Below are 19950 nucleotides of genomic sequence, written 5' to 3' on the forward strand. Positions count from 1 at the left end.
TCTTAATTAAAGTTTTCACAGTTATAATTACTTTACACAGGAAAGTGCCACAAAATCTTTCCTTGTTTGAAATCATTTGTAGCACCTATATTCCTATTTTTATTATACCACCTTAATCAATAGAATTAAATATTTTAGCTAAAGGTGAATCAGAATTTAATATTAATGTTTTATTGCTACCACTTAAGGAAACCTTTGCAGCATCAAGAGAACGAACGAAGGAATAAAAATCACTTCTTGATTCATCGGAATATGCAGCTGCAAGAATTCTCATATACTCTGCTTCCCCTGCTGCTCTTGTTTTTTCAGCTTCTGCTTTAGCCGCGGAAATTTTTATTACTATCTCATTGTCAGTCTGATTACGGATTTTCTTAGCTGCAGACTCACCTTCCGCAGTATAAGAAGCGGCAATGTTATTACGCTCAGAAATCATTCTCTCATAGACTGCTGTTTTGTTATCACTTGGTAAATCTAAGTGTTTTGTTTCAACACTAATAATTTTAATTCCATACTGATCCATAACGTCGCCCATATTCTCCATGATTGCTGAACTTAACGCTCCATGACGCCCGGAGATAACTTCGGTCTGTGCCATTCTACTGATCACATTTTTAATAGAGTTGTAGACTGTTGTATTAATACGGCTCTCTGCATTTGCTATTTGTGCGTTTAAGCTCTTTACAAATAAGAGTGGATTTTCAATCTCCCAGAGAACATAACTGTCTGCTACCATCGTTTTTTTATCTTTCGTAATAACATCAGAAGGAGCTAAATCATACAATAATGTTTTGTTTGGCAGCTTTGCGGTATCTTCAATAAATGGAATCTTAAAACTAAGTCCTGGCTTCGTAATAATACGCTCTACTTTTCCAAACTGGCGAACGAGTGTATATTCATCCTGCTCTGTAACAACAATTGATGTTCCCAAAACAAAAAGTCCAAGGACAGCAATTATTATAATGAATCCAAGCACAAATCTTGGTGCTCTTCTTTGTTTGATATGTTCAACATCTCCCATACTACTGTCCTCCTCCTATCAATGGCTCTATCGGTAACAATTTTTGTACTCCATCTTTGGAATTATCAATTATGACTTTTAAATCAGGTAAAATGTCCTCCATAGCTTCATAAAACATTCTTTGTTTCGTTATTAATGGATATTTTTTATATTCTTGATAAATTGCATTAAATCTAGCAACCTGACCTTCTGCCTCATTGATACGGGCTTGTTTTGCTGACTCTGCCTCTTTTGTAATCTGGTCAATCTGTGCTTCTGCAGCAGGTAACTCTTCATTACGATACTTATTTGCATTATTGATTGCTGTTTCTTTCCCTTGTTTTGCTGTTTCTACTGCCTTAAAGGCTTCCATAACCTCTGAAGTAGGTGGCTCTGCATCCTGAATTGTGAGATTCACTAAAGAGATACCTAAATCATTCTCGATTAATTTTTCAGTTATCATGTCTCGGATTACTGATTGAATTTCATTTTTACCAGTAGTTATTACACTATCCACATCATAACTTCCTACCTGGGAACGTATACAACTCTGAGCCAAATTCTTTAAAATACTCGCTGGATCATTCGAAGCATATAAATATTTCACTGGATCCGTTACTTTATATTCTACAAAGAAATCCACAAGTACAAAATTATAATCTACCGTAATCATTAGGGCTTCTTCATCAATTGATTCCCCAGTATTAAGATCATAACCAATCGTAAAACCCTTAATTGTGGTATCCACCATCTTCACTTTTTGTATAAATGGTATCTTAAAATGTAAACCAGGTTGGTCAACCTGCTTCGGAATTCCAAAAGTGGTAACAACAGCCTGTTCCTGCTCATTGATTGAATATGCTGACATCCCACCTAGGATTGCAATTACAATAATAACGATAGCAATCACTGCAACTTTGGAACCTTTCTTCATTGCATTTATTTGTTTCTCATCCATTTTATTTATCTTCCCCTTTCTTTTAAAGGAATTTATTGTAGTTCTATCTTACTCATTCATCCCTGGAAAAGCAAGATAAACCAGATTAGATTTTTATTAAATATATTAAAAAGTTAAAGATTCTACCTTTATAAGTATACATTTTCTTTCTTGTTTGTTACAATTTTAGGTAATAGAATGTATTGATAAGTTCGAATACACTTCGTCTAGCAAACCCACATGGTGGATACACTTCCCTCAGAGAGTGTTTAAATTTCGTACAAATTAAAAAGCAGAGATTATGCGAAACCACGGAATATGTCTTAACACTTCCTAGATTTCTTCTAATCTCTGCTTCTTTCTAACCTCTGCTTCTTTCTAATCTCTTCTTTTTTCTAATCTCTTCTTTTTTCTATTCTCTTCTTTTTTAATTCTTCCTTTAAACTAAGGTAATTGACATATCTTTATAAACATACACTAACATGCACCCTGTCACATTTTTTATTTAGGGAACGAGAAGTAAGCGTCTGCACCGTCATCGTCAATATCAATTTGATAACTCTTTGCTTCCTCTCCTTCAACAATCAAATCAACATCTATAGTTCCTATTTGTTTTTCAACCACTAATTTTCCATTCTTAATGGTGCCCATAAATGCTCCGTCAAAATAAACATCTGCTCCAGTAATCCAATTAATTGTAATCGTATTATTCTTATTGGAACTATGATTACCATTGGAGGAATTTCCTCCGTTATTGGATCCACTGTTGGAATTGTTACCAGAACCATTGTTATTTCCACCGTTGTTACTGGAACCTTGATTACTTCCACCCGAGCCGTTTCCATTGTTCCATCCAGAGGAATCCGAATCAGCGTCACCATCTGAGGTGCTATCCTCTATCTCTGATCCTCCTGAATTATTTGACCAGTTATCATCAAATCCAGTCTCATAACCATTGTTATTATCTGTGTTATTATTCCAGTTATTATTTCCACTATTATTTCCGTTGTTGTTTCCATTGTTATTTCCGCTATTATTACCGTTATTGTTTCCATTGAATCCGCCGTTTTCTGGAAGCGTAATATTAGCACTTTGATCTGTACGATCGATATTTAACGTTCCTTTATAAGTAACGTAACCACCTAATGATACTTCGACTTTATGCTCTCCATATGTTAATTCCACTGGCTCTATATAATTTGTTTTCACCCCATCAATATAGAGATTGGCAGACTCTGGTTTAATAGAAAATCGAACCCGACCACGCATGATGGCTGCCATACCAAATTCCTCGATATTACACTTTAGCATCTGTCCTCTTACTATGGTTGCCTCTTTCGTCCCTTCCATATTTTTATTTCTTACTGTCACTGGATAGGTTCCTTCTTTTATCGTAAGCCTAAGGTCATTCGTAATTTTCTCTATCGCTGTTGTTCCTACAGAAATCGTACCTCCAATAAAATCTTCTTCCCCAGATAACTCAAGATATCCATGTCCCTGATTAATTAAAACTACATAGATATTCTCTTCCACTCCTCGTAATGTCACATAGTCCATACTAAGTACATCTGAGATATCTGCTGGCTCTCCATGATAAAGCACCGTAACATGCTCTGGATATGTATAGTTTGTTCCGTGAAAGGATACCATTCTCGCTTCAGGATTCACCGATACATCAGTTACCCCTATCGCTTCCCATATTTTATCAGATATCTTTAAACCACCTAATTCCTTCGTTCCTTGTTTAAAGAAAAGATCTACTATCTGCCCGGATAATAACTGTGATACCGCTAGATTTTGGCCGTATTTATCAGTTATACTTGTCCCTCCATGATAATCTAGCCATAAGGTTTCCCCACTATCGATTTCTAATACCTTAAGCTTATTCCTCAATGTATCAGTTTCGAGATAAACTGCCATTACAGCATCGTCATACGCAGTACTACTATCTTTTACTATAGGAGTCGGTTCTGGTTCTTTCCCCTTTACTTTCTTTTCTTTCTGTCCAAATACCGTAAATAACACAACGGAGAAAATTGCCAACAATGCAACAACAATTCCACCGATAATAACGAGTTTAGACCAGTCTTGTTTTTTCTTATGCTTCATATGTTTTCCTCATCTTTTCTAGAAACAAAATTCTGCTGTGCAGTTTATGTAGCTTTTGCATAAATTCAAAAAGGTGTGCCTAATCTAGGCACACCTTCATTATAATGGATATTTCATTTGAATTCAACAGCCTATCTAGCCTATCTATGCCTTTAATAACTGATCTAAAAACTCTTTTTTAGAATCAATTTGATCGGTTAAGGTAATAAGTTTTTGAACATTTTTCTGTGGTATCCACGATTTTTTATTATTGTAATAATAATTAGTGATCTTCCAAAACTTCTCTGGGTAGAGTAGTAATACATAAAGTAAATGTTTCTCAGCTTTTGAAAGAGTTCTTTGTTTTTGATACTCTTTTAAAATGTTTTGTCCCATGCTGATGTTCCAATCGTTTTTTTCCATTACCTTCCGGATAAATTGATAAAGATCCGTAATCTGTAATCCAAGGACTGCCTTTTCAAAATTCGAAGTTGCTACCATATCACTTTCATGAACCTCAGCAGCAGAGCACAACTGATTGGCGGCTTTATTCAAATTTAAGATAAAAACATTATGATAAGTATAGTTCCCATGGCAAATCATACCCCGGTCTAATGAATTACACATAAGAGTACAATAAGGAATTTGTTTCATATACTCCATCGCATACAAGGCATCTTGATAAAACTGCTCACACTCACTTAAATAGCATACCTCAAACTCATTTTTCTGCTTTCTTTCCCTTATATAGCTTTTTACCCGTTTTAGTTCTCTTGTCCTTTTTTCTAAGATTGTAAAAAGGTTTCCTTGCTGATAACATTGCTTCTGCTCTGAACTAACTTCAATTCCGACCATACAATTATGAAGCCGAGCTAAATTTGAGGTTGCAAGACATATCTTATCCTCTTTTTTAAGGTTACATTCTTCCCCGTCATACCAGTTCTTAATTACAAACTTTTCACCAATTGAATTTACGGAAAGAATCGAACCAGCACAGTTTCTAACATAGCCATCCGTATTTTCGTATCCATTCGCCGCAATTTGCTGCTTGATTGTATCCTCGAATTCGAGACGTCCTTCCCCGCCCTCATATCCGCAAAGCAGCTTCAGTCCCTGATCAGTTTCCAATACATATGCTCCTCTGGTACGGTAGGTATTGTAGATTCTTAAATCATATTTTCCTAGTACCTCTTGGCTTCTATCCTCCACATTACATCCCTCCGACTGAAAACATACTCCCTGAATGCCCTTAGAGGGAGTTCTTTCTAATCATATGATGTAATTTGAAAAATCATGCTATGTGGAATGTAAAATTGTATACTTTTGTATAGATTAACAGCTTTTTTTTAAATTTTTGGTTGTCCTTATGGTTGAAAAAATAACATCCCAAAGACACAGCAATAAAGCTTCCTTCCAATACAAATAAAATCCGTTGAATATAGAATTAATTCCACATTTGGTTTTAATATAATTGCACCCTCAGGTAAAATAATTGATTCTGTATGACCTGAACAATATTCAATTGTTCTCTCATAACAAGTATTTCTTATCCGATAATTCACTTTTACAGAATAAGAAATAACACCAGAGATTAAAAGCCTTGTATTACAACAAAGCTCTCCCTTTCTTCCTTTTTTTGAAAATGGGAGGAACATTAATTTCTGGTGGTAATAATCTACCTCTATATCCCTAACTATTCCTGAATCCGGTATCTGACTTGGCAATAGCAAGCTCTGTTTTATTAGACACGGTCTACCTACTGTCTTTATAATCTTTGTATATACTTTGTTAGAAACTACTAAGAACTCTTTTTGGGCAGCTCTACAACGTACTGATATAAAATCCTCTCTTAGCATTTCTGATATACATAGACCAAACCGTATAACTCCCCTTTCGTGGGGCGCTAAAGATAGTAAGATAGCAGTTCCCTTTTTTATTGACTTACCCCTGTTTTGAATAAGGAACGAGTTTGGTACCAGTATCGTCGACTTCGGATGATCTATCTCTATCCATATCTGTGGCATGTACTTATCTGATAAATTTAAAACAAGCATCTCATACTTTAGAATATCAAAAGTAAATGCCACTTCTTTTTCTACTGTTAGTGCCAAACATAAATCCAAACCATCATCAAAAGGAAAAGGAATATCCTTAATCATCACAATTGTCGTATGTTAATACTAAAGATATACTACAAAATAGTGTGTTTCTAGCTATGATAATAGCAGAAAAGTCTTGAATATCAAAACCCAAAAATACTTCATGGTTACCATTATCCTCTAATGGCACCACAATATTAGTTGAAAATGGTATCACTCTTTCTAAGGTATTATTTCTTCTTACTCCATTCTCTACCTGTGTTATAACAATTTTGGTATTAAAAAATCCAATCACAATAAGATTTTTTCCGGTTAATATCTGGCCTTCTGCAGAAGTTCCAGCTACACTAGGTACAAATCGAATGTTTGATACACAGATTGATGGAGTTGTTACCGCCACATTATCGTTAATATCAGCCTGCACACTAAACGTTTGAGTTGCTTGAAACTGGCTAAAAAACTCTGGCATTGTAGTAGGAAATTGAATCGGAAATAGGCAAATTGGAATCGAGGAACAACGAGACATAGAATTCTCCTCATAATTACTAATGTTACTTTATCATATGCTAACAATGAATAAAAATGTTATAAAATCATGTGCCTTATCCTCATGTATTTAATTTTTTTATTATTCTACTTGTCCTTATTGCTTTCTTATTAACTCTCAGATAACTGTTGTTTATAACGAATACTTTATATTTATTATTTATCTATATGCTTACAAAGATACTCCCCACCTCTTAGATGGGAGATGAAGTCTGTCTAGCTATTCCCGTCAGTTTTATTTTGAAACTGGCTTGTAGCTATCTTTAATAACTGGTCTTTCGTATTTAAAGATGGATCAATAATTACCTTTTCTAATAGCATGTCAAGTAATACACCAATATTTTTCCCGGACTCAAATCCTTGATCCATTAAGTCCTTTCCATTTACCGCTAAACTCTTTAGAGATACACATTCACCATGTTCTATCATGTCTTGATATAGCTCTTTCGCTCGTTTTAGATCCTTCTCCATCTCTTCTATCACTTGAGAATCTTTTGTTTGCATATTACATTCCTGAAGCACAAAAAGCATTGGCATGTATTTCTCCCCTATTTGATTGGTTGCTCTTCGAATATCTTCTTTCGAATGTCCAAATGTAAAATTATGATAGTAGACTAGTTTTGTAACACTCTCAATCGTTTCATTATCAAACTTTAACCTACGTAAAATGGATTTCGCAATATTTGCACCCTTAGTCTGATGCTCCTGATTAAGTACTTGTGGATTATTATCTTTTATTACTGGTTTTGCTACATCATGTAAAAGAATCGCCCAACAATAAATCAATTGTTGTTTCTTATCTTCAACATCTTTTGAAAGGTTCTTGGTAAAATAGCGCAAAGCCTCCAATGTATGCTCCCCAACACTTGATTGTTGGTATGGACCTTGTAGCTTTGTAGCAAGCATCTGGTCAAATTCAGGTAAAATAACCTCTGTTAATCCTGTTTCATAGGCAATCATTATTTTTTTTGGATGGCTTGATAATAATAATTTATTGAGTTCCTCTCGAATACGCTCCGCACTAATATTTTTTAAATTCAAAGCTTTTAAACGGATTGCAGCAAGTGTTTCATCCTCAATCGTAAAATTAAGCTGGGCTGAAAAACGAACAGCACGAAGAATACGAAGTGCATCCTCATCAAATCGCTGATCTGCACTTCCAACGCAACGTATCTTCTTATCCTGTAGGTCTTTGAGTCCCTCAAATTCATCAACAAGTCCATCTTTGGCATTGTAAGCCATGGCATTTATGGTAAAGTCTCTTCGTTTTAAGTCTTCAATTAAATTTTTTGTATATTCTACTTGCTTTGGATGACGATTATCCTCATATTCACCATCTAGACGATAGGTTGTAACTTCAAAACCTTCTTTCCCAAGCATAACAGTAACTGTTCCATGTTTAATTCCGGTGTCTATCGTTCTCGAAAATATCTGCTTCACCTCACAGGGATTTGCAGAGGTTGTAATATCCCAATCTCCTGGTATTCTGCCTAGTAAAGAGTCGCGAACACAGCCTCCTACCGCATAGCCTTCAAAACCATGAGACATCAGTTCTTCTATGATATAATTTACCTTATCTGGAAGAGTAATTATCATTTTAGGGTAATTCCTTTCACTTCAATCTGTATTTATTCTATCACAGTTGAATTTAATACGCATTACATTTCAGTATTACCACTTCCAAAATCGATTAGACAATGTTTCCAATCCTTAAAGTAGCTTGGATTTAGATGGATACCATCAGAAGTCGCTTCATCGGGTAGATTGCCGTCTTTGTTCGCAAAAAATGAATATAAATCAATATACTCTACCCCTTCCTCATCAGCCATCTCTTTAATCAAATCGTTATACTTTTTTATATTTGTGTTATTAAATACTTTATCACCATCATTCAATTTTTTTGTCACAGGGTAATTTGCTTGTATGATAATTTCACAGTTTGGTTCTATTATTCTCAATCCTTTAATTATGTCACGATAATCTTCTATAAAGATTTTAAGACTATCCCAACCAAGTTCATTTAGTCCAAACATTACATATGCTTTAGAAAATGAAGTTTGTCTTGCTGCATCTAATACATTCCCTTTTTGTTTATTATCAAGAGTAATATAGTCCTTTTTCATTGCTGTATTTACTTGCAATCCGCGATACGTATAAAACTTTGCATTTTTTACACCGCCAAACTGTCCAAGACCTTCGGTTCTGGAATCACCGATAAAAATGGTATTGTTAAAAAAATCATTCTCAAATTCACTATTCTTATCTTCTGATTTTTCATCTTCCGAAGTATCTTTTTTCGAGTTCTCATCCTCTGTGGCCTTATCATTTTTTACATTTTCTTTTGAGGAATCATCCGTATTGTTACTATTTGATTCCTCTGTATTTGTGTCAGTTTGGTTATTTGCTAAATCCTCTTTCTTTTCTTCGATATCCCCCTTGGTATCTTCCAAATCAGCTCCATCGGATTTATCCTTTTTGTCCCCCCCAGTGCTCATATCAATTGGATTCTTATTCTCACCTGTTTCATTTATTTGGGAAGCAGTCTCACTAGGTTTGTACAAATCATTTCCCAGTCCCACATTATATTTACCCAGCTCAATATTAGTCTCTGCTCTATGGGAATTTGCAGCCCTTGCTCCAAACCCACTGCTCCCCCCTTGTGATAAGCATAAATATATGGAAAGTGACAACATCCCTGTCACACTTATTGCATAAATTACTCTTTTTCCACGAGTATTTCTCTTTTTCCGATTACGTTTTTTCAACTGTTCTCTGTAAGTATCCATGATAGCGCCTCTCTATAACACATTCCTAATTAAGTCTTCAATAGTATAGATTATTATTGATACAAGAAAGTTTCAAATATATTACTATTTCTTTAATATTACTGAAAAATTTGTAGAATTAATACAATTGTAATATGATTGGTATAAGCACATGTCTTGTACGTAATCTCCCAAGCTTCCTCCCAAGTAAAATAGCAATTTATACTATATTAAATAAGATCGTCTATTGTTGATACGATTGCATTTTCGAACACTTTCTATTATACTTGTTTCTAGTTAATGTTTGGACGGACAAGAGCAAGTTAGCTTTGTAAAATTTTATCTTGTCATGATGAAAAGAAAGGAAAACTTCCATGTATCAGTATGAAAATCTGGGAAATAAGAATCTCACCGAACGTATTGAAGATAATATCATTAGTTATATTGTTGATCATCAGCTTAAACCAGGTGATAAGCTTCCGAATGAGTTTATTCTTGCTGAAACTTTTTGTGTCGGAAGAAGTACCATAAGAGAAGTAATTAAATCCTTATCGTCAAAAGGAATTCTTGAAGTTCGTAGAGGAGCTGGTACCTTTGTCTGTGAACGGAAAGGGCGAGAAAATGATCCTCTAGGATTATCGTTAATTACAGACCGATACAAGCTAGCCCTAGATCTTCTTTCTGTACGTCTCATGATTGAACCTGAAATTGCATCGCAAGCAGCGCAAAATGCTACGGCAGAAGATATCGAAGCACTTCGTATTCAATGTGAACGAGTAGAACAAAAGATTAAGGAGGGGCAAAATCACCTTGAAGAAGATATCAAATATCATGCCTATATCGCAAAATGCAGTCGAAATCTTGTTGTAGAAACATTGGTTCCAATGATTAATTCTTCTGTAGCTATGTTTGGGAATATTACTCACAGAAAATTACTCACAGAGACAATGTTAACCCATCGACAAGTTTTTGAAGCAATCCGTAATCATGATTATGCAGGCGCTAAATATGCAATGACTATGCATCTTTTATATAACCGAAATATGATTATTCAACTAAAAGAGAAATCTGAGTCAGATCAAACATAATCAGTTGTTAAAATATAAGTTAGTTAATTAACTCCGGAACTACTGCAATTAACTTATCCGATGTTAAGATTCGCTCACTCAATTCATAGATAATAACCTTGTCTTATATCACTTCATAATAATCTTTATATTGTATTGCAAGTTTAAGGTATTTTCCCTTCTTGCAGTACTTTTTTATACTTTTCATCAAAAAATATCTCTTCTATCCAATTAATTTTATCTTCTTCTTATTTTGCTTTTTTTATTTTAATGTTCATCGTTAATAAATATTAGCCGGATAGTTGTCATACATCTTTCTCGAATCTTCATTTGTCTTATCTATTTGGAATTATATTTATTTTCTTTTTTCTTGTTCACCATTACGAACAAATATTCCAACATATTTTATGCATAATCACCATTTCTATAAAATATTTGACAAATCTTTTGTTACATGTTACATTGAGATTGTAAAGTCATCAGACATCTATATTGTTATTTTATCGATAGCCGGAGGATTAAATATGATAAACTCAGAATAAGTCATCAGACATATTTTTGCTATTGGACAGAAAGGAAACTAAGTATGAAACTAAAAAGCCAAGAGATCCGCGCCATTGCTCCTGAGATGGACCCTCTTCGTATGGGAATGGGTTGGACTGTAAATGATTTAGAAAAACCACAGATAATTGTCGAAAGTACCTTTGGAGACAGCCACCCTGGCAGTGCTCATCTATTAACCTTTGTTACAGAAGCTGTTGAAGGTATCAATCAATGTGGTGGTAAAGCCGCAAGATATTTTGCAACCGATATTTGTGATGGCATGGCACAAGGACATGATGGAATTAATTATTCTTTAGCATCCCGTGATACCATCGCTAACTTAATTGAAATTCACGCAAATGCTACTACCTTTGACGCAGGTGTATTTATTGCTAGCTGTGATAAAGCAGTCCCAGCGCAGTTAATGGCAATCGGTAGACTAGATATTCCATCCATTGTAGTAACAGGCGGTGTGATGGATGCTGGTCCTGATTTACTTACACTTGAACAAATAGGTAAATACAATGCCATGTACAAGCGAGGTGAAATTACAGAGGAACAGTTAACTTACTACAAACACAATGCCTGCCCTTCTTGCGGTGCATGTTCGTTCATGGGGACCGCTTCTACCATGCAGATAATGGCTGAGGCTATGGGTCTTATGCTTCCAGGAAGTGCATTAATGCCTGCAACCTGTGAAGATTTAAAAGATGTTGCTAAAAGAGCAGGCATTCAAGCTGTAGAACTTGCAAAAAAAGGTATCAAAGCATCTGATATTGTTACTATGAAATCCTTTGAAAATGCAATTATTGTACATGCAGCTATTTCCGGTTCTACCAACTCCCTACTTCACATTCCAGCAATTGCACATGAATTTGGTTTAGAAATTGATGCAGATACTTTTGATCAAAAGCACCGTGGTGCACATTATCTGCTTGATATCCGTCCTGCCGGAAAATGGCCAGCACAATATTTTTACTATGCAGGTGGCGTTCCACGCATTATGGAAGAGATCAAAGAAATGCTTCACTTAGATGTAATGACTGTTACGGGTAAAACTCTCGGTGAGAATTTAGAAGATTTAAAAAAATCTGGATACTATGAGAAATGTGATGAGTATTTGAAAAAAGTCGGCATTAAACGTACTGACGTAATACGTAACTTTGATGAGCCAATCGGAAACGACGGAACCATAGCTATTTTGCGTGGAAATCTCGCACCAGATGGTGCTGTTGTAAAACATTCTGCAGTTCCTAAGGAAATGCATCAAGCAGTTCTTCGCGCCAGACCATTTGATTGTGAAGAAGATGCGATAGCTGCTGTTCTTGAGAAATGCATCAAGCCAGGAGATGCTGTATTCATCCGTTATGAAGGTCCAAAAGGAAGCGGTATGCCTGAAATGTTTTACACAACAGAAGCCATTGCTTCCGATGAAGAACTTGGTAAATCCATTGCACTTATTACAGATGGACGCTTTTCTGGTGCTTCCAAGGGCCCTGCCATCGGACATGTATCTCCTGAAGCTGCGGAAGGTGGTCCAATTGCCTTAGTGGAAGAGGATGATCTCATAGAAATTAATATCAAAGATCGTATTTTAAGAATCATCGGTATTCATGGTGAATTAAAGTCAGAAGAAGAAATTACGGAAATATTAAATGAAAGAAAGAAAATCTGGAAAAAGCCAGAACCTAAGTATCAAAAAGGCGTTTTAAAGCTCTTCTCCGAACACGCTGTCTCCCCAATGAAGGGCGGTTATATGCAGTAACTTAAGTTAGATTCAATAATAAATCAAAAAGGAGATTTTATAGGTATGAATACTATTATAACAGGTAGTAACTTATTTCTTGCTGCAACTGAAGCAGGCTCACATGTAAGTGCTGGTCGACTCATTATTTCCGCACTCATTGGTATGGCAATCTTATTATTATTAATTATTTATGTTAAGCTACATCCGATTCTTTCCATCCTTATCAGTGCTGTTGTCATTGGTATTGGTGCAGGGATGTCTACCGAAGCTATTATTGGTTCTGTCGGTACAGGTATGGGTAACACGTTAAAAGGTATCGCATTATTAGTTGGTCTTGGTTCTATGTTTGGTGCTATATTAGAAATTTCAGGTGGCGCGCAACGTATTGCTTTATCCCTCGTTAATAAGTTTGGTGACAACAAAGCTGCTTGGGCTCTTGGTATTACAGGTTTAGTTATCTCTATTCCAGTTTTCTTTGACGCTGGATTAATTATCTTAATTCCACTTGCCTTTGGTTTAGCGAAACGTACAAGGAAATCTACTCTATTTTACGCAATTCCATTGCTTGCTGGCCTTGCTGTTGGCCATGCATTTATTCCACCAACTCCAGGCCCTATCCTGGTTGCAAATATGCTCGGTGTCGATTTAAGTTACGTTATTATCATCGGCCTAATTGTTGGTACTGTTGCCATGATTATTGCAGGTCCTATTTTCGGAAAGTATATCGGAACCAAGATTCATGTGCCTCTACCAAAAAATTTAGAAGATATGCAAGATTACGATGAAAGTAAGCTTCCTAAGTTTGCTACTGTCGTTGGTATCATTATGATTCCATTGTTATTAATCCTTACCAATACCGTTGTCGGTGCTATTATTAACAATACTCAAACACCGATAGAGTTTTTAGTACATATTAAACCAGCACTTGCTTTCCTTGGCGAACCATTTGTTGCACTTTCTATAGCAACCATTGCTGCTATGATCGTCCTTGGTATTAAGCATGGTTACTCAAGAGAAGAACTTGAAAAAGTTATGACAAAATCCTTAGAGCCTACTGGTATGATCCTTCTTGTAACTGCTTGTGGTGGAGTATTAAGATATATCCTGCAAGATTCCGGTTTTGGTGAAGTAATCGGACAAGCTGTAGCAAAAAGTGCTCTTCCACTTGTTGTAGTCGCTTTCGTAGTAGCTGCACTAGTACGTATCTCTGTTGGTTCTGCTACCGTAGCGATGACAATGGCTGCTGGAATTATTTCTTCCATGCCTGAGATTGCATCTCTTTCTCCTCTCTATCTTGCCTGCGTAACTGCGGCAATCGCTGGTGGAGCCACAGTTATGAGCCATTTTAATGACTCCGGTTTCTGGCTAGTAAAATCCTTACTTCAAATTGATGAAAAAACCACCTTAAAGTCTTGGACTATAATGGAGACTATTGTTGGTTTAACAGGATTTATTGGAGCATTGATAATTTCATTCTTTGTCAAATGATGAATAGCTCAAGGCTTTTCTAGAAGCTTGTTGATAAATTATGAAAAAAGGATGAGACTAGGCTCATCCTTTTTTCTATATTACCACTATATTTATTTTTTAAGCATTCACTTTCATAACGCCAAGAGTTACATCCTCACCATTTAAGTTCCACTCTTTGCTAAAGCCCTGAGCTTCTCCATAAACCACATCATCTGCAAGAACGATAGAAGAGATTTCAGCAACATTTTTCTTCACAATTGCTTCTACCTTTTCATTATCCTTAACAGATACCACAATATGATCCATTACTTCGAATCCGGCATCTTTACGCATTGTCTGAACCTTACTAATTACTTCACGTACAAATCCCTCTTCGATTAACTCCTCTGTTAGATTTGTATCAAGAACTACAGTAATTCCATAGTCACTATCTGTTACATAGCCTTCCATCTGAGCTGCATCAATTAAAAGGTCATCCTTTTCAAGAACTTCTTCTGTACCATCTAAAGTAATTGTAAGAGTTCCCTTCTCATTTAATTCATCCATCGTTTCATTACCGTTTAAAGAAGATAATACTTCTTTTAACGCATTTAACTTACTACCAAAACGGCGACCAAGAGTCTTAAGCTGTGGCTTAAATGTATAAGAAGTAAAGTTACGAACATCAGAAGTAAATACTACATTCTTTACATTCAACTCATCTTCAATAATTTCCTTATAGAAGTCAGACATTCCTTCTACTACGCTACCATCGTTTGCTGTATAAGTTAACTCTGCTTTTACATACATCTTAGAAATTGGCTGTCTCTGCTTAATGTTTGCTGTATTTCTACATGCACGGCCAAGAACTACGATCTCAAGAACTGCTTCCATATCTGCCTCAAGCTTAGTATCAATTAACTTCGCATCCCAGGTTGGGAAATCACATAGGTGGACGCTTAATGGTGCGTTCTTATCGATACTGCATACAAGGTTACGGTAGATATCTTCTGCCATGAATGGAACCATAGGCGCAGAAGCCTTTGCAATCGTTACTAATGCAGTGTATAACGTCATGTAAGCATTAATCTTATCCTGCTCCATTCCCTTTGCCCAGAAACGTTCACGACCACGTCTTACATACCAGTTACTTAGCTCATCTACGAACTCCTGAAGTGCTCTAGCAGTCTCAGGAATCTTATAAGCAGCAAGGTTTTCATCCACAGTCTTAACCACTGTGTTTAACTTACTAAGTAACCATTTATCCATAACTGGAAGTTTATCATAATCTAAAGAATATTTGGTTGCATCAAATTGGTCAATGTTTGCATATAGTACGAAGAATGCATAGGTATTCCATAGAGTACCCATGAACTTACGCTGTCCTTCTACTACTGCCTTTCCATGAAAACGGTTTGGTAACCAAGGAGCTGAGTTAATATAGAAGTACCAACGAATCGCATCTGCGCCATATTCCTCTAACGCATCAAACGGATCTACTGCATTTCCTTTAGATTTACTCATCTTCTGACCATTCTCATCCTGAACGTGCCCAAGAACGATAACATTCTTATATGGAGCTTTATCAAAGATAAGTGTTGAAATTGCAAGTAAGGAGTAGAACCAACCTCTCGTCTGGTCAACAGCTTCAGAGATAAAATCTGCTGGGAACTGTGCTTCGAACTTCTCTTTATTTTCAAATGGATAATGATGCTGTGCAAATGGCATTGCACCAGAATCATACCAACAGTCAATAACTTCAGGTACACGATGCATTTCCTTGCCACAATCAGGACAGGTAATTGTTACGTTATCAATGTACGGTCTGTGAAGCTCGATATCCTCTGGACAATTCTTAGACATAGACTTTAATTCTTCAATGCTTCCAATCGAATGCATCTTGCCACAATCACAAGTCCAAACATTTAATGGAGTTCCCCAGTAACGATTACGGCTGATACCCCAATCCTGAAGATTCTCTAACCAGTCACCAAAACGTCCTTTACCTATGGTCTCAGGAATCCAGTTGATTGTATTATTGTTTGCAATCATCTTGTCTTTCACAGCTGTCATCTTGATGAACCAGGACTCTCTTGCATAGTAGATCAGAGGAGTATCACATCTCCAGCAGAATGGATAACTATGCTCAAATTTAAGAACCTTAAATAATTGCTTTGTTTCTCCTAATTTCTTAAGGATTCCTTCATCACTCTTCTTGCAGAATAGTCCTGCGAAATCGGTAACCTCTGCCTTCATCTGACCTTTTTCATCCACTAACTGTACGAAAGGTAATTCATAACGATTACCTACATTCGCATCGTCTGCACCAAAGGCTGGAGCAATATGAACGATACCAGTACCATCCGTTAATGTAACATAGTCAGCACAAGTTACATAATAAGCCTTCTTGCCATTGACATTGTTACGGTTTGCTTTTTCATTTCTAGTTCCATCCGCATTATTATATGCATAGTCAAATAGTGGATCATATTTCATATACTCAAGATCAGATCCTTTGTAACTCTCAACTACTCTATAATCTCCTTCAATGACGGAGCATAATGCTTCTGCTAAGATATAGTACTCTACACCGACTGCTGTATGTTCCTCAGTAACTTCTTCCTCACCCTTAGGGCTCTTTACGACATTACCTTTCGCATTTACTGAAACTTCTACCTTCACATAGTCTTCCTTTGGATTAACACAAAGCGCTACGTTAGATGGAAGTGTCCAAGGTGTTGTTGTCCATGCTAAGAAATACTCATTTGCAGAATCCATTACTCTAAATTTAGCGATAACGGATTTCTCCTTTACATCCTTATATCCTTGTGCTACCTCATGAGAAGCAAGAGGTGTTCCACATCTTGGACAGTAAGGTACAATTTTATAACCTTTGTATAATAAGCCCTTATCCCAGACTTGCTTCAAGGACCACCATACAGATTCAATATAATCGTTATGGTAAGTTACATATGGATCATCCATATCTGCCCAGAAACCAACGGTACCAGAGAAATCTTCCCACATCCCTTTGTATTTCCAAACACTTTCCTTACACTTTGTAATAAATGGCTCTAAACCATACTGTTCAATCTGCTCTTTACCATTTAATTCTAGAAGCTTCTCAACTTCAAGCTCTACTGGAAGACCATGAGTATCCCATCCAGCCTTTCTTGGAACCATACAACCCTTCATAGTACGGTATCTTGGAATCATATCTTTAATAACACGTGTTAATACGTGTCCAATGTGTGGTTTACCATTTGCAGTTGGAGGTCCATCATAAAACGTAAATGTCTCTCCTTCTTTTCTGGAATCAATACTTTTCTCAAAGATTTCATTCTCTTTCCAGAACTTCAATACTTCTTTTTCTCTGTCAACAAAATTCAGATTGGTTGATACCTTTTCGTACATGATTCATCTTCCTTTCTTATCTCTTCTATTGTTTCCTTATTTAATCATTCGCAGTCAGCATTCGTAATCTATCGTTAAAATAGATATGTCTTTTGAACATTCAGTAGTTGCAGCGCCATTTCCATGAATTAAAAAAAGCTCCCATCCAAAACAGGATGAGAGCAGGAATGCTTCATTATACCACCTATTTCACGTACGCAGACTAAGTCTGTTATACATTATCTATATAACGGTAGAACCCGACAACACCTACTAACTACGGTTCAATGTTGCAACTGATAAAGTGATTTTCAGAAATTCCCTACTCCTACTGCACTCACACTCTCTGCAGCTCGCTGTGATTTTTAAGAATTCTTACTCTCTTCGTCAACGTCTTTACATATTTCTTTTATTTCATCGCCATATCACTACTATGACAGATGTTATATTTTCTTTATCTTAGTATAGATTCTATGCTTTGTCAACATCAAATTCTGATTGCCAACTTCTTTATATGATTACCAACTTTCTTTATATGATTACCAACTTCTTAATCAAATTCTGATTGTAACTCCTTTAAAGTATAAATCATTCTAAGTTGAGCACATTATCCTTGAGGTGATTAATATGGAACCATTTTTATCGCAAACAGATAATGTCTATGGTGGACAAATAATGCCCGTATTGTTATTTTCAGACAACTCAATGGATGAGTATCTGAATGGGTTAAACTCCAGTGAATATGAAGCCGTTATGCGTATGAAAGATACCTTTCATTCTCGTGATGATGTAGAACGTTTTGTAAATGGTCTTCATGACTAATTAATTCCGTTCACCTAAACCCTTTCTGCTTGTTCCTTCCCATTAAAACTTTCTCATTTGTCTTTTCAAACTTATGGAGCAAGCAGATAGGATTTTCGTAACTAATCGTCACCCTATGTTGACTATTTTGTTTGATCTTCACGTCCTTCCATTGCCTCATATTCTCTACGATCGTGAACACTACGATAAGCAGGACGGATAATTTTTTCTGCACTTACAAGTTCCTCTAAGCGGTGGGCACTCCATCCAACAATTCTTGCTACAGCAAACATTGGAGTATATAATTCTAGTGGTAATTCAAGCATCCGATAAACAAATCCGCTATAGAAATCGACATTCGCATTAACACCTTTATAAATCTTTCGCTCTTCTCCAATTAATTTCGGAGCAAGTCTTTCTACAATAGTATATAATTCAAATTCTTTTTCTTGCCCTTTTTCCGTTGCCAGTTTTCCTACGAAATTCTTAAAGATATCAGCTCTTGGATCCGAAATAGAATAGACAGCATGGCCGATACCATAGATAAGGCCGGAACGATCAAATTCCTCTTTTCTAAGAATTCTTAGTAGATAATCTGCAATTGCTTCTTCATCCTTCCAGTCACTAATCTTACCCTTTAAGTCATCAAACATTTGCATAACTTTGATATTCGCGCCACCATGTCTTGGCCCTTTCAAGGAAGCTAATGCCGCAGCCATAACAGAATAGGTATCAGTTCCAGAAGATGTAACAACACGGGTAGTAAAAGAGGAGTTATTACCACCGCCATGCTCCATATGAAGTACTAAAGCTAAATCAAGCACAGCTGCTTCAAAAGGAGTAAATTGCTTATCTGGACGTAACATATATAGGATATTCTCCGCCATCGAAAACTCTTCTTTTGGTGGATGAATATGTAGACTGTTCCCGATACTATGGTAATATGCGTTGTAACTATACACAGCCAACATTGGAAATTGACTTATAAGATTTAGACATTGTCTCATTACATTAGGTATAGAGGTATTCTCAGCCTCTACATCATAAGAATAGATAGTTAAAATACTTTTTGCGAGGGATATCATAATATCCTTGCTAGGTGCTTTCATAATAACATCACGGCAGAAATTATGAGGTAATGACCTTCTTTGCCCTAGCTCTACCTTAAATTCTTCTAATTGCTCCTTGGTAGGTAGTTCTCCAAATAATAATAGATAGGTAACCTCTTCAAATCCATATCTACCTTCAGATAAGAAACCATCCGTTAATTCCCTGACATCATAGCCACGGTAAAAAAGCCTACCTTCACATGGTACCTCTTCACCATTAATAATATCTTTTGCATGAACTTCCGAAATATTCGTAAGCCCGGCGAGGACTCCCTTTCCGTTAAGATCTCTTAAGCCACGCTTCACATCATACTGACGGTATAACTCAACTGGGACCTTATCCCTGCTCGTACATATGGCAGCTAACTTCCTCACCTGTGGGGTGACTTGAAAAATAACATCTTTCATC

Annotated in this window: 14 protein-coding genes; 4 read left to right on the forward strand and 10 right to left on the reverse strand. The window is 36.2% G+C overall.

What is annotated here, in order from left to right; all coding sequences use genetic code 11:
- Nucleotides 1–112 precede the first annotated feature (112 nt).
- From hflC to CPHY_RS19810, 8 genes are all read right to left on the reverse strand, one after another.
- Complete coding sequence (gene hflC, locus CPHY_RS19775; protein WP_012201816.1) at nt 113–1018, reverse strand: protease modulator HflC; 906 nt, start codon at nt 1016–1018, stop codon at nt 113–115.
- Between the two features lies 1 nt (nt 1019).
- On the reverse strand, nt 1020–1955 hold the full coding sequence (gene hflK, locus CPHY_RS19780) for an FtsH protease activity modulator HflK (protein WP_012201817.1): 936 nt from the start codon (nt 1953–1955) through the stop codon (nt 1020–1022).
- A 480-nt stretch (nt 1956–2435) separates the two neighbouring features.
- Nucleotides 2436–4043: a PEGA domain-containing protein gene (locus CPHY_RS19785; protein ID WP_012201818.1), complete on the reverse strand. Its 1608-nt coding sequence runs from the start codon at nt 4041–4043 to the stop codon at nt 2436–2438.
- Between the two features lie 144 nt (nt 4044–4187).
- The gene (locus CPHY_RS19790) at nt 4188–5231 is read right to left on the reverse strand and encodes a protein kinase family protein (RefSeq protein ID WP_012201819.1); all 1044 of its coding nucleotides are present in this window, start codon (nt 5229–5231) and stop codon (nt 4188–4190) included.
- A 155-nt stretch (nt 5232–5386) separates the two neighbouring features.
- Nucleotides 5387–6181 carry a hypothetical protein gene (locus CPHY_RS19795; RefSeq protein ID WP_012201820.1) on the reverse strand — a complete coding sequence of 265 codons (795 nt, stop codon included), beginning with the start codon at nt 6179–6181 and terminating at the stop codon, nt 5387–5389.
- Nucleotides 6174–6647, reverse strand: a complete 474-nt coding sequence (locus CPHY_RS19800) for a hypothetical protein (protein ID WP_012201821.1) — start codon at nt 6645–6647, stop codon at nt 6174–6176. The genes CPHY_RS19795 and CPHY_RS19800 overlap by 8 nt, the downstream gene beginning before the upstream one ends.
- 236 nt (nt 6648–6883) lie before the next feature.
- The gene (locus tag CPHY_RS19805) at nt 6884–8263 is read right to left on the reverse strand and encodes a CCA tRNA nucleotidyltransferase (protein WP_012201822.1); all 1380 of its coding nucleotides are present in this window, start codon (nt 8261–8263) and stop codon (nt 6884–6886) included.
- Between the two features lie 62 nt (nt 8264–8325).
- Nucleotides 8326–9453: an SGNH/GDSL hydrolase family protein gene (locus tag CPHY_RS19810; protein WP_012201823.1), complete on the reverse strand. Its 1128-nt coding sequence runs from the start codon at nt 9451–9453 to the stop codon at nt 8326–8328.
- A 353-nt stretch (nt 9454–9806) separates the two neighbouring features.
- Here CPHY_RS19810 and CPHY_RS19815 point away from each other — a divergent pair, with 353 nt between their 5' ends.
- From CPHY_RS19815 to CPHY_RS19825, 3 genes are all read left to right on the forward strand, one after another.
- Entirely contained in the window at nt 9807–10520 is a 714-nt protein-coding gene (locus CPHY_RS19815) for a FadR/GntR family transcriptional regulator (RefSeq protein WP_012201824.1), read from the forward strand.
- A 565-nt stretch (nt 10521–11085) separates the two neighbouring features.
- Complete coding sequence (ilvD, locus tag CPHY_RS19820) at nt 11086–12807, forward strand: dihydroxy-acid dehydratase (protein ID WP_012201825.1); 1722 nt, start codon at nt 11086–11088, stop codon at nt 12805–12807.
- A gap of 144 nt (nt 12808–12951) precedes the next feature.
- On the forward strand, nt 12952–14277 hold the full coding sequence (locus CPHY_RS19825; protein WP_242658011.1) for a GntP family permease: 1326 nt from the start codon (nt 12952–12954) through the stop codon (nt 14275–14277).
- Between the two features lie 99 nt (nt 14278–14376).
- Here the strand turns inward: CPHY_RS19825 and ileS are convergent, their stop codons facing one another.
- Nucleotides 14377–17652 carry an isoleucine--tRNA ligase gene (gene ileS / locus CPHY_RS19830; protein ID WP_012201827.1) on the reverse strand — a complete coding sequence of 1092 codons (3276 nt, stop codon included), beginning with the start codon at nt 17650–17652 and terminating at the stop codon, nt 14377–14379.
- A gap of 606 nt (nt 17653–18258) precedes the next feature.
- Between ileS and CPHY_RS19835 the strand changes: the two genes are divergently transcribed.
- Nucleotides 18259–18453 carry a hypothetical protein gene (locus tag CPHY_RS19835; RefSeq protein WP_012201828.1) on the forward strand — a complete coding sequence of 65 codons (195 nt, stop codon included), beginning with the start codon at nt 18259–18261 and terminating at the stop codon, nt 18451–18453.
- A 122-nt stretch (nt 18454–18575) separates the two neighbouring features.
- On the opposite strand, the gene CPHY_RS19840 is transcribed toward CPHY_RS19835, so the two are convergent.
- Nucleotides 18576–19949, reverse strand: coding sequence for a citrate/2-methylcitrate synthase (locus tag CPHY_RS19840; RefSeq protein WP_012201829.1), 1374 nt, complete (start codon nt 19947–19949; stop codon nt 18576–18578).
- Nucleotide 19950: the final 1 nt, after the last annotated feature.

It is taken from the genome of Lachnoclostridium phytofermentans ISDg, assembly GCF_000018685.1.
Classification (GTDB): domain Bacteria; phylum Bacillota; class Clostridia; order Lachnospirales; family Lachnospiraceae; genus Lachnoclostridium; species Lachnoclostridium phytofermentans.

Excerpts from the sequence above, each read along its gene's own strand:
- hflC (WP_012201816.1), bottom strand. The coding sequence starts at position 1,018 with ATGGGAGATGTTGAACATATCAAACAAAGAAGAGCACCAAGATTTGTG.
- hflK (WP_012201817.1), bottom strand. The coding sequence starts at position 1,955 with ATGGATGAGAAACAAATAAATGCAATGAAGAAAGGTTCCAAAGTTGCA.
- CPHY_RS19785 (WP_012201818.1), bottom strand. The coding sequence starts at position 4,043 with ATGAAGCATAAGAAAAAACAAGACTGGTCTAAACTCGTTATTATCGGT.
- CPHY_RS19795 (WP_012201820.1), bottom strand. The coding sequence starts at position 6,181 with ATGATTAAGGATATTCCTTTTCCTTTTGATGATGGTTTGGATTTATGT.
- CPHY_RS19800 (WP_012201821.1), bottom strand. The coding sequence starts at position 6,647 with ATGTCTCGTTGTTCCTCGATTCCAATTTGCCTATTTCCGATTCAATTT.
- CPHY_RS19805 (WP_012201822.1), bottom strand. The coding sequence starts at position 8,263 with ATGATAATTACTCTTCCAGATAAGGTAAATTATATCATAGAAGAACTG.
- CPHY_RS19810 (WP_012201823.1), bottom strand. The coding sequence starts at position 9,453 with ATGGATACTTACAGAGAACAGTTGAAAAAACGTAATCGGAAAAAGAGA.
- CPHY_RS19815 (WP_012201824.1), top strand. The coding sequence starts at position 9,807 with ATGTATCAGTATGAAAATCTGGGAAATAAGAATCTCACCGAACGTATT.
- ilvD (WP_012201825.1), top strand. The coding sequence starts at position 11,086 with ATGAAACTAAAAAGCCAAGAGATCCGCGCCATTGCTCCTGAGATGGAC.
- CPHY_RS19825 (WP_242658011.1), top strand. The coding sequence starts at position 12,952 with ATGGCAATCTTATTATTATTAATTATTTATGTTAAGCTACATCCGATT.
- ileS (WP_012201827.1), bottom strand. The coding sequence starts at position 17,652 with ATGTACGAAAAGGTATCAACCAATCTGAATTTTGTTGACAGAGAAAAA.
- CPHY_RS19835 (WP_012201828.1), top strand. The coding sequence starts at position 18,259 with ATGGAACCATTTTTATCGCAAACAGATAATGTCTATGGTGGACAAATA.
- CPHY_RS19840 (WP_012201829.1), bottom strand. The coding sequence starts at position 19,949 with ATGAAAGATGTTATTTTTCAAGTCACCCCACAGGTGAGGAAGTTAGCT.